The organism is Synechococcus sp. HJ21-Hayes (assembly GCF_024345835.1).
Classification (GTDB): Bacteria; Cyanobacteriota; Cyanobacteriia; order PCC-6307; family Cyanobiaceae; genus Vulcanococcus.
The window spans coordinates 25,458-40,397 of the sequence record NZ_JAGQBW010000005.1; the positions used below are offsets into that span (position 1 = coordinate 25,458).

The 14,940-nt window shown below is 68.1% G+C and carries 11 protein-coding genes; 1 reads left to right on the forward strand and 10 read right to left on the reverse strand.

Annotation, left to right across the window (positions count from 1 at the left end):
* Nucleotides 1–150: 150 nt before the first annotated feature.
* The 9 genes from KBZ14_RS05250 to KBZ14_RS05290 form a co-directional block, all read right to left on the reverse strand.
* Nucleotides 151–1,995, reverse strand: a complete 1,845-nt coding sequence (locus tag KBZ14_RS05250) for a diflavin flavoprotein (RefSeq protein ID WP_255117258.1) — start codon at nucleotides 1,993–1,995, stop codon at nucleotides 151–153.
* Nucleotides 1,995–3,737: a diflavin flavoprotein gene (locus tag KBZ14_RS05255; RefSeq protein ID WP_255117259.1), complete on the reverse strand. Its 1,743-nt coding sequence runs from the start codon at nucleotides 3,735–3,737 to the stop codon at nucleotides 1,995–1,997. Before KBZ14_RS05255 ends, KBZ14_RS05250 begins: the two co-directional genes overlap by 1 nt.
* 109 nt (nucleotides 3,738–3,846) lie before the next feature.
* Complete coding sequence (locus tag KBZ14_RS05260) at nucleotides 3,847–4,239, reverse strand: Hsp20/alpha crystallin family protein (protein WP_255117396.1); 393 nt, start codon at nucleotides 4,237–4,239, stop codon at nucleotides 3,847–3,849.
* A gap of 163 nt (nucleotides 4,240–4,402) precedes the next feature.
* Nucleotides 4,403–4,891: an MEKHLA domain-containing protein gene (locus KBZ14_RS05265; protein ID WP_255117260.1), complete on the reverse strand. Its 489-nt coding sequence runs from the start codon at nucleotides 4,889–4,891 to the stop codon at nucleotides 4,403–4,405.
* Nucleotides 4,892–4,896: 5 nt separating this feature from the next.
* The gene (locus KBZ14_RS05270; RefSeq protein ID WP_255117261.1) at nucleotides 4,897–5,838 is read right to left on the reverse strand and encodes an SWIM zinc finger family protein; all 942 of its coding nucleotides are present in this window, start codon (nucleotides 5,836–5,838) and stop codon (nucleotides 4,897–4,899) included.
* A complete protein-coding gene (locus tag KBZ14_RS05275; RefSeq protein ID WP_255117262.1) occupies nucleotides 5,835–6,140 on the reverse strand; it encodes a nucleotidyltransferase family protein in 306 nt (101 codons plus the stop codon). Before KBZ14_RS05275 ends, KBZ14_RS05270 begins: the two co-directional genes overlap by 4 nt.
* A complete protein-coding gene (locus KBZ14_RS05280) occupies nucleotides 6,137–6,559 on the reverse strand; it encodes an HI0074 family nucleotidyltransferase substrate-binding subunit (RefSeq protein WP_255117263.1) in 423 nt (140 codons plus the stop codon). The genes KBZ14_RS05275 and KBZ14_RS05280 overlap by 4 nt, the downstream gene beginning before the upstream one ends.
* Entirely contained in the window at nucleotides 6,556–9,690 is a 3,135-nt protein-coding gene (locus KBZ14_RS05285) for a DEAD/DEAH box helicase (RefSeq protein WP_255117264.1), read from the reverse strand. Before KBZ14_RS05285 ends, KBZ14_RS05280 begins: the two co-directional genes overlap by 4 nt.
* A 46-nt stretch (nucleotides 9,691–9,736) precedes the next feature.
* Nucleotides 9,737–10,147 (reverse strand): hypothetical protein, encoded by a 411-nt coding sequence (locus KBZ14_RS05290; protein WP_255117265.1) that lies wholly within the window; start codon nucleotides 10,145–10,147, stop codon nucleotides 9,737–9,739.
* 65 nt (nucleotides 10,148–10,212) lie between these two features.
* Between KBZ14_RS05290 and alaS the strand changes: the two genes are divergently transcribed.
* Entirely contained in the window at nucleotides 10,213–12,894 is a 2,682-nt protein-coding gene (alaS, locus tag KBZ14_RS05295) for an alanine--tRNA ligase (RefSeq protein WP_255117266.1), read from the forward strand.
* 42 nt (nucleotides 12,895–12,936) lie between these two features.
* Here alaS and speA read toward each other — a convergent pair whose 3' ends face one another.
* On the reverse strand, nucleotides 12,937–14,871 hold the full coding sequence (gene speA / locus KBZ14_RS05300; protein WP_255117397.1) for a biosynthetic arginine decarboxylase: 1,935 nt from the start codon (nucleotides 14,869–14,871) through the stop codon (nucleotides 12,937–12,939).
* Between the last annotated feature and the right edge of the window lie 69 nt (nucleotides 14,872–14,940).

Genomic DNA, 14,940 nt, shown 5'->3' on the forward strand with positions numbered 1-14,940 from the left:
GGTTACTTGCAACGTCCCGTAAGTGTCGCTGAAGACGCCGTTGAAATCTCTGGCCAGAACTGGGATCCTGCTGAATCTGCCGAGGTGCGTGACACTCTCGTGTCGGTTGTGCTGGATACAGTGCGCGGTGCGGAACTGTGTAGCCCAGAATTAGTAATTGGCTCCGCTGCGGCGCTGATGCACGGCGGTGGTGGAGCTGGCATCCAGGAGGGCACCGCTGCTGGCCTCGGCATAGATCAGCCAGTGGTCGCCGCATTCCATGCGCTGCTTCACGCGGCAGTCGAGCCAGGCCAGGGCCTGCGGCAGCACGGGCTGCCCGGCGGGGCTGGCCTCGAGTTCCAGGCCGGCAAAGCGGTCGGCGCCGGGGGCGAAGGGCTGCAGGAACTGTTTCATGGGCCCGGTTTCCCGGCCCTCAGCCAGCACGTTGAGGGCAAACCCATCGCCCACATGCAGCAGCGCTTCCACGGCCCGGTCCCTGGCCACGGCCACCGTGATGCCGGGCGGGCTGAAGCTGGCCTGACTCACCCAGCTGGCCACCATGGCGCCACTCAGGCGCGCGGCTCCCTCGCCCTTCACGGTGGTGAGCACGCATAGGGAACCCACCACCCGGCCTAGGGCCAGAACGGCTGGATTGCTGCGGCTCTCGCTCAGGCCACCGCCGGAGCTGGCCCGCCGCTGGGCTTTGCGCTGATCGTTCAGCAGGCTGCGTCCGAGGGCCGTGCCGGTTTCCTCGCAGGCTTTGAGGGTGGCGGCATCGGGGCTGAACTTCACCTTGATGGGTTCAAAGGCGAAGCGGAAGCCGCCATCCCGCAACTTGCTCTCAAGCAGGTCGAGGGCTTCCCCGCTCCAGCCGAAGCTGCCGAAGACCCCCACGGGTTTGGACCGGTCGCCCTCGGCCAGCAGGGTGCCGAGGGCCGACACGATCGGCGTGGGGGCATGGCCCCCCAGGGTGGGGGATCCAATCAGCACGGCATCGCACTGGCGGATCGCTTCCAGAAGCTTCTCGGCGGGAGTGAATTCGCAGTTGATGCTCTCCACCCGCACACCGGTGCGCGCCACCCCCTGGGCCAGGGCATCGGCGATGGCGGCCGTGTTGCCATAGGCGCTGGCAAAGAGCAGCGCCACCGACAGCTTGGACCGCTCCTGAGTTGAGCCCCAGCGGCGATAGTCCACCAGCAGGCTGCGCCAGCTCTCGGCGATGGCCGGTCCATGGCCGGGGGCAATGGTGCGGATGGGCAGTTCGTCCACGCGGTTCAGCACCGCCTCCACCTGGCGCACCATCGGTGCCATCAGGCAGTCGTAGAAGTAGCGGCGGTCTTCCTCCGTGCTGCTGCGGTTGGCCTCGGCGAAGGCCTCCGTGCACAGGTGGGCGGCGAAGAATTTGCCGCTCATCAGCAGGCCTGTCTTCTGTTCGAAGGCGATCAGTCCGCCGGGCCAGCGGGGGGTTGGGGTGGAGATCAGGGTGATGGCATAGCCGTCCGCGAGGGCGCGGCTGGCCTCCTGCTTCACCACGTCAATGCCGGGCAGGGGCGGAATCGCCTCCTCGCTGGTGGCGGTCGTTCCGGGGGGTGAGGGCCTGCGCTGGTCCCACAGCTCCGTGAGCAGCTTGGCCCCGGCGTTGGAGGCCACCAGCATCAGGTGTGGCCACTGAGCGGCCAGGCGCCGCAGCAGGCTCACCCGGTTGGGGTTCACGTGACCCACCACCACCTTCAGGGCCGCCTCGGCGGGCACCAACCCGGCCAACTGCTCCAGGAACGGCGCGGCGAAGGATTCTCCCGGTGGATGCACCAACACCGGCGGCACCGGCTGGCCAGCCGTGGTGGTGCCGGCGCTGAACAGAAAGCTGTTGGCGCTCGTGCCCCGTTCGAGGCCATACTCCACTTCAAAGCGGAGCCGATTCGGACTGAGCCCCCGCAGGCAGAACAGGCCGGGCTCGATGGCCAGCTCAATCACCCGGCGGCTGGCTGCGGCAGGGTTGGCGGTGTCGAAGACCATCAGTAGTGGTTGCCGACTTTGCGGTGGTGCACGGCGGTAGAGGCCTCCATGTCGGAGACATTGCCCTCTTCCACTTCGGCGTAGATGATCCAGTGGTCGGGCCCCTCCATCCGCTGGGATACGCGACAGCCCAGGTAGGCGAGGGCATCTCCCAGCACCGGCCCACCGGTGGCGACGCCCTCCAGGGTGTTGATGCCGGCGAAGCGGTTGGCGCCGGGGGGGAAGCGCTTGAGGAAATGGCGCAGGAGCTGCTGGTGGTTGTCCTCCCGCAGGATGTTGAGCACGAAGCGGTCGCCCACCTGCATCAGGGCCTCGATGGCCCGGTCCTTGGCCACGGCCACGGTGAGTCCCGGGGGGGCGAAGCTGGCCTGGCTCACCCAGCTGGCCACCATGGCGGAGGCGCGCTCCTCCTGCCGGGCTGTCACCACGTAGAGCCCGCCGCTGAGGCGGCCCAGGGCCTTGTCGAGGTCGCCATCCAGCGACTTCATCGCCGCGATGGTCTTCTCCCGCGTGAGCAGTTGGCCCAGGTCGGTGCCGGCCTCCTCGCAGCGCTGGTAGTCGTTGCCGTCAGGCACCTGGCGAATACGCAGCGGTTCGAAGGCCTCCTTCTGGCCGAGGCTGCGCAGCTGGGTGGCCACGGTGTCGATGGGTTCGTCGTTGCCGCCGTAGGCGTCGTAGGTGGCCACCCATTGCTTGGGCTCCAGGGCCGCCAGCAGGGTGCCGATCGAACTCTGCAGTTCGGCATCGGCGTTGGCGGGCCAGGTGGGCACTACCACGGCGCTGGCCTCGCCGATCAGGGCACTGAGCTCCTGGGCATCAGTGGCCCGCAGGTCCACCAGCTGCACCTGGGCTTCGGCCTTGCCGATGCCGCGGGCGATGGCCTGGCTGAGGCGATCGCAGAAGCCGTACTGACTCACGTAGCAAACAGCCGCATAGGCCTCGCCCTTGCTGCGGCCGGTGCTCCAGTCGCGGTAGTCGGAGAGCCACAGGCCCAGGTGCTCCCGTAGCAGCGGGCCATGGCCCACGGCCACCGTTTGGATGGCCGGAAGGGCATCCATGCGTTTCATGGCCTGCAGCACGCTGCGGGCGTTGGGGCCCATCAGGCAGTCGTAATAAAAACGGAAATCCGGCGCGATGGCGCCTGGATCCACATCGAACACCTCATCGGAGCAGTAGTGCAGGCCGAAGGCATCGCAGGTGTAGAGGATGCCGGTGCCGTGGTCGTAGGAAAAGATCGTGTCTGGCCAGTGCAGATTCGGAGCACTGAGGAACTCGAAGCGGTGCGGCACCCCGCTCTCGGGGTTGGTGCCCAGATCCAGCTCCTCGCCGCTTTTCACGGCCCGACTTTTGAACGGCCGGTGCACCTGGCTCTCCAGGAACTGGATGGCCACCTTGGAGCCCACAATCTCGATCTCGGGGTGGAGATCGATCAGGTGGCCGATCAGCCCCGAGTGATCCGGCTCGGTGTGGCTCACGATCAGGTGATCGATCGCCCTGGGATCGATCTGCTCTTGGAGCAGCGGCAGCCAGGTGCCCTCGAACTTGAGATGGCTGGTGTCGATCAGGGCGGTCCGCTCCCCCCGCACCAGAAAACTGTTGTAGGTGGTGCCGTTGCGCAGGCCGAACTCAATGTCGAAGCGGCTGCGGTCCCAGTCGAGTGAGCGGATCGTGGTGGTGTCGGGGCCAATGGCCTCACACTGGAGGCTCAGCCGTGGGGTCGTGGCGGTTGCAGCGGCGGCCATGGATCCCCGTGGATGCTCATCAACTTTAGGAAAAAGCCCCGGCCGTCAGGCCGGGGCAGGGTCCCGTGGTCTCGATTGGTGTGATCTGGAGTTCGCTGATGGCGCTGGCTCAGCCCTCCACCGTCACGTTCACGCTGGTCATGGTCTGGGCTTTGGGGGCCTGAACCGTGAGCAGTCCGTCGTGGTAGCGAGCCTTGAGGCCCTCGCGGGCAATGCCGGAGGGGAAGCGGAAGCTGCGGCTCCAGGTGCCGTAGCGGAACTCGCTCAGCAGAGGGCCGGGGGCATCGGCTTCGTCGCTGGATTGCCGCACGGCGCTGATCACCAGGGTGCGGTCGGTGGCTTTCACTTCGATGGAGTCTTTGGCAACGCCGGGCAACTCCAGGCTGATGGTAAAGCCCGTGTCCGTTTCATGCACTTCAGCGGCGGGAACGCGCTCGGCCTGTTGCACTTGTTGCTCGAGGCGCTCGAACAGATCGAAGGGGGATTGGCGCAGGGTGAGCATGGTGATGGCTCCGAATGTTGCGGGTGCGGGGTGTTCACCCGCCACGCCAATGTGCCCGGGTTGCGGCATCACCAGAAGGGCAAGAACCGCCCCTTTCAGTACGGCGCTCACGCCTCAGGTTCGGCTGGCACCACACAGCTGTGGGGGCAGCCGAACCATCGCCTCACAGCCACCACCAATCGCTGAAGGCCGCCGCTTGGCCGCAGGGTTCCTGGGCTTGGTTCCAGAGGGTCCACAGGCGGGCGCCCCGAATCACGAAGCGGCGCCCAGCGCTGTCGATGCGGATGCCGCAGTAGCCGCTGATGGCGTGCTGTTCCTGGGCGCTCACCAGCATCTGGGCGCGGCTGGAGCGCTCGGCCGGTTCTGCCGTGAGCCGCGAGGGCATGCCCACCTGCTCGGCCCAGGGCCGGCGCCACAGGGCCAGGGCGGCCCCGTTGGCATAGGTGAGGCGGGGGCCCGGGTCGCCACTGGGATCCGCGCCGTCATGGGCGAGCACCACCGTTCCGGCGGCAAACAGCGCCTGGCCCCGTTGCTCCAGGCTGGTGTCGGCACCCAGACCAGCGAGCAGCGGCCGGCCGAAGCCCCGCTGATGGGAGTGGAGAATGCGCGCCGCCAGCTCCAGGGCCTCGGCGCTCAACCAGGGGGCGCTCACGCTGCTCAGGATCCGCTGCTGCTGGCGGCCTCGTCGCGCCCGGAGCCGGCGGCCATGGCTGTGGTCATGGCTTGGCTGCTGAAGCCGGTGCCCTGGCCCTTCAGCCGCTCGAGGAAGTGCTGATTGGCGGTGGGGAAGCGGCCATCCTCGGCGAGGGGCAGCGGCCCGGCCTCGTCGAGGCCGGTATCGCCCTCCATGGCCGGGGTGATCACCACGAGCCCCGCATCGAGGGCGGCGTCGTAGCGCCACCAGCGGCTGGGATCCTTGATGGCTGCAGGGATGGGCTGCAGGGAGCCATCGGCGGTCGGCTGTGGCAGGCCGGCGGCTGGAGTGCCCTCCTTGTGAGCCTTGGCTTTGGCTTCCCTGGCCTTCTTGGCCAGGAGCTCGCGGCGCTGGATGGCCAGGTCGGCCAGCAGCTGGTTGCGGGTGCGGCCCCGCATCTGGAACAGCACGAAGGGATCTTCGCTGAAGCGCTCGCCCATCAGGTAGTACACGGCGCTCACGTGCTTGCAGGGGTTCACCTTGTCCGGACAGGTGCATTCACTCCGCACCTCCTGCAACTTGAAGGGGAACAGGCGCTTGCCGCTGGCGGCAAAGGCCCGTTCGATGTCCTGCGGCATCACCCCAGCCAGCAGCTGGGCCGACCAGCGGGCCTTCTGCCCTAGGGCCTCGAGCACATAGCCCCAGTCCTCGTCGTTGAGCACATCGAGCCAGAGCTTCACCTTGTAGGGCTCGTCTCCGGTGCCCTGCACCCGTGCATGCACGCGGCGCCCTTCGAAGCGGATCGAGAGCACGTTGCCCTCGCGGGCATAGGCCCAGGCGCGCTCCAGCCGTTTCTTGAAGCGGTAGCCGTTGATCAGCTCCATCCACTGCTCCACCCACCAGGGCTGCTGGCCCAGGCCCTGGTCGCCAAGTTGGGTGGTGATGCTGTTGGGGGTGGAGTTCATGGGAAGAGTTTGCCGGCGCGCTGGATGTGGTCCCGCAGGCCCTCGTGGCGGAGGGACTCCCAGTGGGTCACATCAAACAGGTAGGGGGTGGGGAGTGCATCGAGGGCCTCGCGCAGCTCGGCGCCGCAGTCGTCGGGGGCGCTAAAGGCCAGGTCAATGTCGGAGCCGCGCCAGTGGCTCCCCAGGGCGCGGGAGCCATAGAGCTTCACCCACTGGATCTGGGGGAAGCGTTGCAGGCAGCCCTGGATCTCGGCCACGGTGTCCTCGGGCAGGCCGTGGCTGCTGGCGGGCGAGGGGGTCATGGCTTGGCTTCCTGGCGGACACGCTCCTCCAGGCTGTTGTGCAGCCCTTGCAATTCTGGCCAGTAGCGCTCGCAGATCAGCGCGGCGGCCTGCTGAGCGCGGGCTTGGTCGTAGGTGTGTGCCATCAGATTGCGCTGCTCGAGCATGTCGATCCAGAGCTGGCCGTTCTCCAGCAGCCCGGTGGCAAAGGCTTGCTTGAGCACCTCCCGCGGCAGCTTCACATCGAGGCCGTTCCAGCTGAGCAGATCTTTGAGGGTTTTCCAGCTGAGCTCAAAGCTGAACTCGTAGGCCTTGATCAGGGCGATCACAATCAGCTCGTCGTCTGGCTTGGCGTCGTGGGCTGTGATGGCCGCCTGGAGCTGCTTGAGAGCCCGCTGCAGGTTCTCGAAGCGCTGGTGCCAGCGGAGGTCGGCGCTCATTCGTCCGTGAGGGCCACCAGTTCCTTGAGCTGGCCCATCTCCAGACCACCGAGCCAATCTTCGCCGGAGCCCACGATCTCTTCGGCCAGTTTCGACTTCTCCTTGATCATGCGGTCGATCCGCTCCTCCACCGAGCCGCTGGTGATGAACTTGTGCACCAGCACGCGGTTTTGCTGGCCGATGCGATAGGCGCGGTCGGTGGCCTGGTTTTCCACGGCCGGGTTCCACCAGCGGTCGATGTGGAACACATGGCTGGCCCGGGTGAGGTTGAGGCCCACGCCGCCTGCCTTGAGCGACAGCAGGAACAGCTGCGGGCCGCGGGGATCGTCCTGGAAGCGATCCACCATCGCCTGGCGCTCCACCTTGCTGGTGTTGCCGTAGAGGAACGGCACCTCCTGGCGCCACTTGCGCTCCAGGTGGGCCTTGAGCAGGTGGCCCCACTCGGCGAACTGGGTGAACAGCAGGGCCCGATCGCCGGCTTCGATCACCTCCTCGAGGATTTCCTCCAGCCGCTGCACCTTGGCGCTGCGGGCGGCGAAGCTGCTGGCGGCCTCGCCCTGGGCGGCGGCTTCGGGGTCCTCCTTGAGGGCCAGGGCGGGGTGGTTGCAGATCTGCTTGAGCTTGGTGAGCAGGGCCAGCACCTGGCCGTGTTTCTGGCCCAGGGGCGCCCGGGCGATGGCATCGAGGCTCTGCTCAACGGTGGTGTTGTAGAGCTTCTTCTGCTCGGGGGCGAGGCCCACCCATTCGCTCAGTTCCACCTTTTCGGGCAGGTCGGAAATGATCGACTTGTCGGTTTTGAGGCGCCGCAGGATGAAGGGGCCCACGCGGCCCTTGAGGTCCCGCAGGGACGACATATCGCCGTAGCGCTCGATCGGCAGGCGGTAGCGCTGGCGGAAGAAGGGCTCATCACCCAGCACTTTGGGGTTGAGGAAATCCATCAACGCCCACAGCTCGCTGACGCGGTTCTCCACCGGCGTGCCGGTGAGGGCGATCCGAAAACGACTGCCCCCCTTGCCACCCCGGCCCGGGCGCCCCAGATCCCGCGCCGCCATCGATTGCTTGGCGTTGTGGTTCTTGATGGCCTGGGCTTCGTCGATCACCACGCCCTGCCAGTCCACGCTTTCCAGCAGCTCGCTATCCCGCTGCACCAGCCCATAGGTGGTGAGCACCAGATCCACCCCCTTGAGGGCTTTCTTCAGGGCCGCATCGGTGTTGGGCCGGCGGGGACCGTAGTGCTCGCGCACCTCCAGATCGGGGGTGAAGGCGGCGGCTTCCCGCTTCCAGTTGGTGAGCACCGAGGTGGGTGCCACCAGCAGCACGGGGCGCTTGAGCTCCTCCTCGGCTTTGAGGTGCTGAATGAAGGCCAGCAATTGGATCGTTTTGCCCAGGCCCATGTCGTCGGCCAGGCAGGCGCCCTGGTCGAACCGGTGCAGGAAGGCGAGCCAGCCGAGGCCGCGTTCCTGATACGGCCGCAGCTGGCCGGCGAAGCCAGGCGGTGCCGGCAGGGGGTCGGGCGCCTTCTGCTGGTGGTATTGCTCCAGCACCGCTTGCAGCCGTGGGCCGGAGTTGAAGGCGTGCACCGGCAGGCGCTGCAGGGTTTCCCCCTCGTTGCCGGTGATGCGCAGGGCGTCGTCGAGGTGGAAGGGGGGCTCCGCGGCGCAGAACTTCTCGGCGTTCTTGAGGTCGAGGGGCCGCAGTTCGATCCACACGCCCTTGTGTTGCACCAGCGGGCTGCGTTTTGCCGACAGCCGCTCGAGGTCCTTGAGGGTGAGGGTGACGCCGCCGATCATGAAATCCCAGCGCCACTCCAGGCTTTCGCCCAGGGTGAACCCGCGGGACTTCTCCGGCAGTTCGGCCGTGATGGCCAGGCCGAGGCGGGAGGCCAGACCCCCCGAGAGGCTGGCGGGCAGCACCACGCCGACGCCCACATCGCGCAGTTTGGCGGCGGCGGTGCGCACCAGCACGAAGGCCTCAGCTGGCGTGAGTTGCATCGCCTCGGGGGTGGCCGCATCCAGGCCCCGTTCGATCGGCTCGAAGGCCAGCAGCGCCCGGCCCATGCCTTCCAGTAGCAGCGCCCCCGGCTGCTCCAAGCTCAGTTCGCCCAGGGCCAGGGGCTTGTCGCCCGCCGCCCACACCAGCCCCGCGGCCACCCGCAGGCTGGGATCGGCTTCCGCTTGCAGCCCGAAGCGCAGCTCCCAGAGTTCTTCGCCCTCGGGCGGGGTGAACAGCTCGAGGCAGGCCCGGGCTGGAGCCACCTTGCCCGCCACCGCCTCGCGCCAGTGGTGGCTGGCGATGCCAAGGCGCTCGCTGTCCTCCTCATCGAGCTCGAGCTTGCCGTCGTGGGAGGCCAGGCCCGCTTCCCAGGCGGCCAGCAGGGGATCGAGGCCCTCGCCACCGGGCGCGAACGCCGCCCGCAGCTGGCCGTCCACCAGTTTCTCCACCAGGCTGGCCACGAACAGGCGGTTCGAGCGGGGTCGTCCGCAGGCCAGGTGGGAGTCGGTGCTGGCGGCGGCCACCACCTGGGGCATCTGCCCGGCGAGATCTTCCAGGCGGCGCCGATCGTCCTCCCGGTTGAGTAGCGGCTTCCAGCTGGCCTTGCCCTCGCCCGCATCCGGTAGCCAGCGCCCGCGGGCGATCAGGCTCAGGCACCAGCGCTGCAGGTGGGCCCACCAGCGCAGATCGTCGGCCAGGCCTGCCTCGGCGAAGCCGGAGAGGGGCAGCAGGTTGAGCCACTCGGCGGCCGGGCCCGGCTTGAGCAGCCAGCCCTCCACCTGCCAGGGCCACCAGCTGATCTCCTTGGGCAGGGGTTCACCGGCCTGCATCGGCAGCCCGCTCCAGGCGGCGCTGTGGCTGGTTTTGGTGCCCTTGGCCCCCTGCTGACGGCTGGGCAGGGTGAGGGTGGCGCTGGCTTGGCGCAGGTCTTCCGACCAGAAGTGGTTGTCGTCCAGCCAGGTGGCCAGCTCGTCGAGGTCGAGGCCCAGGGGGTGGAGCGGCGCTTCGGTACCAGGCTGCACCGGTTCGGCCACCCGCCAGGTGTCCGCCCAGATCAGCAGGCCCGCGGAGGGGGCCTTGCCTTTGGCGAAGCTTCCCGCAGGGACAGCGGGCAGCCAGGTGGCGTGCAGCAGGCTCATGGGGGCGGGGGAGGTCGCCTGGGCGCAACGGTCGCTGGAGTGGCCTTCAGGTTCGGAGCGCTGGCAGCACCCGTGTCGCGAAGGCTCGTGTTCCGTGCAACAGCAGGGCGGCGCCGATCAACGGCAGCCATGCACGGATTAACCCCATCATCACAGCTGGCCCGACCATGGCCAAGGCCTGGGGGATCGGCTCGTCAGCCGGCCAGGACACAACCGCCGGCAATCCCAGGCTGTGGATGCCGCATACGGCCCCCACCAGGCCGGCCTGCAGGTGGCTGTCGTCCGGGTCCACCCGTTGCAGGTGGAAGGCCAGCAGGCCGTAGAAGAACCCGCAGCCCCCGGCCCGCAGGGCCGCTCCCAGCCCGAGGGGAAGCCCGAGGGCCAGGGCGGCCAGGCCGGCCCCGAGGGCCCAGGCAATCGAGCGCAGCCGCAGCTGCTGGCGTGTTGGCGCGCTCAAGGTCTGCGGCAAGCCGGGTCCTGTGCTGGGCGATCATGCCCTGTTCAGGGTTGTTTTGCAGAGTCATGGCCGGCGCCGCCCCTCGCACTGGTTGCCCCCGAAGCGGTGCTGAGATCCGGGCGGCCTTCCTCGCCTTCTTTGAGCAGCGGGGCCACAGGCCGATGGCCAGCGCCTCGCTGATCCCGGACGACCCCACGGTGCTGCTCACCATCGCCGGCATGTTGCCCTTCAAGCCCGTGTTCCTCGGGCAGCAGGAGCGGCCGGCGTCGCGGGCCACCAGTTCTCAGAAATGCATCCGCACCAACGACATCGAGAACGTGGGCCGCACGGCGCGGCATCACACCTTCTTCGAGATGCTCGGCAACTTCTCCTTCGGCGATTACTTCAAGGAGCAGGCGATCCAGTGGGCCTGGGAGTTGAGCACCGAGGTGTTCGGGCTCTCGCCGCAGAACTTGGTGGTGAGCGTCTTCCGCGAGGACGACGAGGCTGAGGTGATCTGGCGCGATCGGGTGGGGGTGAACCCCAAGCGGATCATCCGCATGGATGAGGCCGATAACTTCTGGGCTTCAGGCCCCACCGGCCCCTGCGGCCCCTGCTCGGAGATCTACTACGACTTCAAGCCCGAACTCGGCGACGAAGGCATCGATCTGGAGGACGACAGCCGGTTCATCGAGTTCTACAACCTGGTGTTCATGCAGTACAACCGCGACGCAGAGGGCACCCTCACGCCGCTGGCCAACCGCAACATCGACACCGGCATGGGTCTCGAGCGCATGGCTCAGATCCTGCAGGCGGTGCCCAACAACTACGAAACGGATCTGATCTACCCGCTGATTGAAACGGCGGCGGGCCTGGCCGGGATTGAGTACCCCGCCCTCGACGACAAGGGCAAGACAAGCCTCAAGGTGATCGGCGACCACAGCCGTGCCATCACCCAGCTGATCTGCGATGGTGTGACGGCCTCAAACCTCGGCCGCGGCTACATCCTGCGTCGGCTGTTGCGCCGAGTGGTCCGTCATGGACGCCTTCTCGGTATCGACAAGCCGTTCTTGACGGCGATGGGTGAGGCGTCGATTGCCTTGATGCAAGCGGCCTACCCGCAGCTACTGGAACGCCGCGAGGTGATCCTGGCCGAGCTCGCCCGCGAGGAGGCCCGCTTCCTGGAAACCCTGGAGCGGGGCGAGAAGCTGCTGGCCGAGGTGCTAGTGGCCAAGCCCACCCAGATCAGCGGCGAACAGGCCTTCGAGCTCTACGACACCTACGGCTTCCCGCTTGAGCTCACCGAGGAGATTGCCGAAGAGCACGGCCTCACCGTGGATCTGGCCGGCTTTGAGGCGGCCATGGAGGCCCAGCGCCAGCGGGCCAAGGCCGCGGCGGTGAGCCTCGACCTCACTCTGCAGGAGGCGATTGATCAGGTGGCCGCCGCCGCCGAGGCCACCGCCTTCAAGGGCTACGAGCAGCTGGAGCACCCCAGTTGTGTGCTGGCCCTGGTGGTGAACGGTGAACCGGCCGAGCGCGCCGGCGCCGGCGATGCCGTGCAGCTGGTGCTCGACACCACGCCTTTCTATGGCGAGGGCGGCGGCCAGGTGGGCGATCGGGGCGTGCTCTGCGGTCAGGGGGCCGATGGAGCTGGCTTGATCGTGGCGATCGAGGCGGTGTCGCGCAACCGCAGCGTGTTTGTGCACACCGGTCGGGTGGAGCGCGGCAGCCTGGCCATCGGTGATCTTGTGAACGCCCAGGTGGATCGCGCCTGCCGGCGTCGCGCCCAGGCCAACCACACGGCCACCCACCTGCTGCAGTCGGCCCTCAAGCAGGTGGTGGATCCGGGCATCGGCCAGGCCGGTTCCCTGGTGGATTTCGACCGCCTCCGTTTCGACTTCCACTGCCCACGGGCCGTGACGCCGGCGGAGCTGGAGCAGATCGAGGTCCTGATCAACGGCTGGATCGCTGATGCCCACACCCTCCAAGTGCAGGAGATGGCGATCGAGCAGGCCAAGGCCGCCGGCGCTGTGGCGATGTTCGGGGAGAAGTATGCCGATGTGGTGCGGGTGGTGGACGTACCCGGCGTGTCGATGGAGCTCTGCGGCGGCACCCACGTGGCCAACACCGCCGAGATCGGCCTGTTCAAGATCGTTGCGGAATCCGGGGTGGCCGCCGGGATCCGCCGGATTGAGGCGGTGGCCGGCCCGGCGGTGCTGGCCTACCTCAACGAGCGCGATGCCGTGGTGAAGCAGCTGGGCGAGCGCTTCAAGGCCCAGCCGGCGGAGATCGTGGAGCGCGTTGCGGCGCTGCAGGAGGAGCTCAAGGCCACCGGTAAAGCACTGGCGGCGGCCCGCGAGGAGCTGGCCCTGGCCAAGTCCGCGGCGCTGGCCGGCCAGGCCGAAGCGCTGGGCGCTTTCCAGCTGCTGGTGGCGCGCCTGGATGGCGTGGAGGGTGGTGGCCTGCAGAGCGCCGCCCAGGGCCTGGCCGATCAGCTCGGCGAGGGCGCGGCTGTGGTGCTCGGCGGCCTGCCCGATCCCGCCGATCTGGGCAAGGTGATCCTGGTGGCGGCCTTTGGCAAGGCCGTGATCGCCGAGGGGCAGCAGGCGGGCAAGTTCATCGGTGGTGTGGCCAAGCGCTGTGGTGGTGGCGGCGGCGGCCGGCCCAACCTTGCCCAGGCGGGTGGGCGCGATGGCGCGGCCCTCGCGGGGGCCCTGGATGCCGCCCGGCAGGAGCTGGCGGTGGCCCTGGGCCCAGCCAGCTGCTGAACCGTTCCCCGTGGCTCACGCCCTGCTGGTGCTGGCCAGGCCTCAGCCCTGCAGGTAGGTGGTCTGCCGCAGGCTGGTTTCCAGGTGATCCATCAGGCGGCGGGCATCGCTGATCTTGAGGTTGCCGCGTTGGATCGCGGTTTCGCTGGCCACCCGCAGCCGTTCCAGTAGCAGCTCGGGGTTGTGCTCCATCGCCTCCAGCACCTGGGCGTTGGTGTTGCCCCGCACCACGTGGTCCACCTGGTAGCCACCCCCTGCCGCCAGGCGGATGTGAACGGCATTGGTGCTGCCGAACAGGTTGTGCAGGTTGCCCATCACCTCCTGGTAGGCGCCCCCCAGAAACATGCCGATCAGGTAAGGCTCGCCGTCCCGCACGTCGTGGAGCTCCAGCAGCGGCTTGGCCTGGCCCGCGCCGATGAAGCGCGCCAGTTTGCCGTCCGAATCGCAGGTGAGGTCGGCGAAGTGGCCGAGCCGTTTCGGTTCCTCCTGGAGCCGGTGGATCGGCATCAGCGGGAACAGCTGTTCGATGGCCCAGGTGTCGGGCGCGGAGCGGAACACCGAGAGGTTGGCGTAGTAGGTGCTGGCCAAAGCAGCCCGCAGGGCCTTGAGGTCGTCCGGTACCGGGCCGTTGGTGGGGAGCCGATCCACGATCGCCTCCGCGCAGGCCCAGGTGAGCTGTTCGGCCATGGCCCGCTGGGGCAGGCCCAGGTAGCCGAGGCGGAAGGCCGAGAGGGCATCCTCCTTGAATTTGATCGCGTCGTTCCAGGCTTCCTGCAGCCGCTCCAGGCTCGCCTCCTGGTGGGCTTCATTCGCCGTGATGCCGGCCAACGTCTCCCGCAGGTTGCGAACGGTGAGGGGCTCGTCCTGGGTGGGCGCTGGAACGGTCCCCGGAACGCCACCGGTGCCGAGCACATCGAACACCAGAACGGAGAAGTGGCTGGCGATGGCACGGCCGCTCTCGCTCACGAGGGTGGGCACCGTCACCCCATGCGGTTCGCAGCACTCCCGCACGGTGGCCACCACGTCGTTGGCGTAGTTCTGCAGGGAGTAGTTGGTGGAGGCGGCGGTGGCGGTGCGGCTGCCGTCGTAGTCGATCCCCAGGCCGCCGCCCACATCCAGGTAGCCCATGGGGGCGCCCAGCTTGGTGAGCTCCACGTAGATCTGGCCCGCCTCCTGCAGGGCGTCCTTGAGCACGGCGATGTCGTTGATCTGGCTGCCCACGTGGAAGTGGAGCAGCCGCAGATCCGCCAGCAGGCCCGCCTCGCGCAGGGCCTCCACCGTGGTCAGCACATCGGGGATGGCCAGGCCGAACTTGGCCTTCTCGCCCACGGAGCTGCCCCAGCGGCCGGTGCTGCGGCTCGACAACTTGGCGCGGATGCCGATGAAGGGCGCCGCCCCCAGCTCGCGACTGGCGCGGATGATGCGCTCCACCTCATCCGGTTGTTCGATCACCACCACGGGTTGGCGCCCCAGGCGGCGGGCCAGGATGGCCGTCTCGATGTAGCGCTGATCCTTGTAGCCGTTACAGATCAGCAGCGCCTCGGGGTCGTCGATCAGCGAGAGGGCGATCAACAGTTCGGCCTTGCTGCCGGCCTCCAGGCCGAAGTGCCAGCGCTTGCCGCTGGCCACCAGCTCCTCCACCACGTGGCGCTGTTGGTTGCACTTCACCGGGAACACGCCCTGATAGCGGCCGCCATAGCCGTACTGGGCGATGGCGCGGCCGAAGGCAGCATGCAGCCGCTCCAGCCGGTCTTCGAGGATGTCGTCGAAGCGGATCAGCAGGGGCAGGCCGAGATTGCGGCCCTGCAGGCCCTGCACCAGCTCCACGAGATCCAGCGATCCACCCCGCTCCCCCTGGGGCTGCACCAGCACATGGCCGCGAGAATTCACCGAGAAGTAGGGATCGCCCCAGCGATCGAGGCCGTAGAGGGCAGCGCTGTCGGCGGTTGTCCAGTTGGAGCTCGTGGCGGCGGCCATGGTCCCAGTGGTGGCGGATTCGGCTAGCACCATCGGGCCTGGCGGCAGTGGTCGGATTGGCCGAAATCT

Coding starts and splice junctions, on each gene's coding strand:
- KBZ14_RS05250 (WP_255117258.1), bottom strand. CDS start 1,995: ATGGTCTTCGACACCGCCAACCCTGCCGCAGCCAGCCGCCGGGTGATT.
- KBZ14_RS05255 (WP_255117259.1), bottom strand. CDS start 3,737: ATGGCCGCCGCTGCAACCGCCACGACCCCACGGCTGAGCCTCCAGTGT.
- KBZ14_RS05260 (WP_255117396.1), bottom strand. CDS start 4,239: ATGCTCACCCTGCGCCAATCCCCCTTCGATCTGTTCGAGCGCCTCGAG.
- KBZ14_RS05270 (WP_255117261.1), bottom strand. CDS start 5,838: ATGAACTCCACCCCCAACAGCATCACCACCCAACTTGGCGACCAGGGC.
- KBZ14_RS05275 (WP_255117262.1), bottom strand. CDS start 6,140: ATGACCCCCTCGCCCGCCAGCAGCCACGGCCTGCCCGAGGACACCGTG.
- KBZ14_RS05280 (WP_255117263.1), bottom strand. CDS start 6,559: ATGAGCGCCGACCTCCGCTGGCACCAGCGCTTCGAGAACCTGCAGCGG.
- KBZ14_RS05285 (WP_255117264.1), bottom strand. CDS start 9,690: ATGAGCCTGCTGCACGCCACCTGGCTGCCCGCTGTCCCTGCGGGAAGC.
- alaS (WP_255117266.1), top strand. CDS start 10,213: ATGGCCGGCGCCGCCCCTCGCACTGGTTGCCCCCGAAGCGGTGCTGAG.
- speA (WP_255117397.1), bottom strand. CDS start 14,871: ATGGCCGCCGCCACGAGCTCCAACTGGACAACCGCCGACAGCGCTGCC.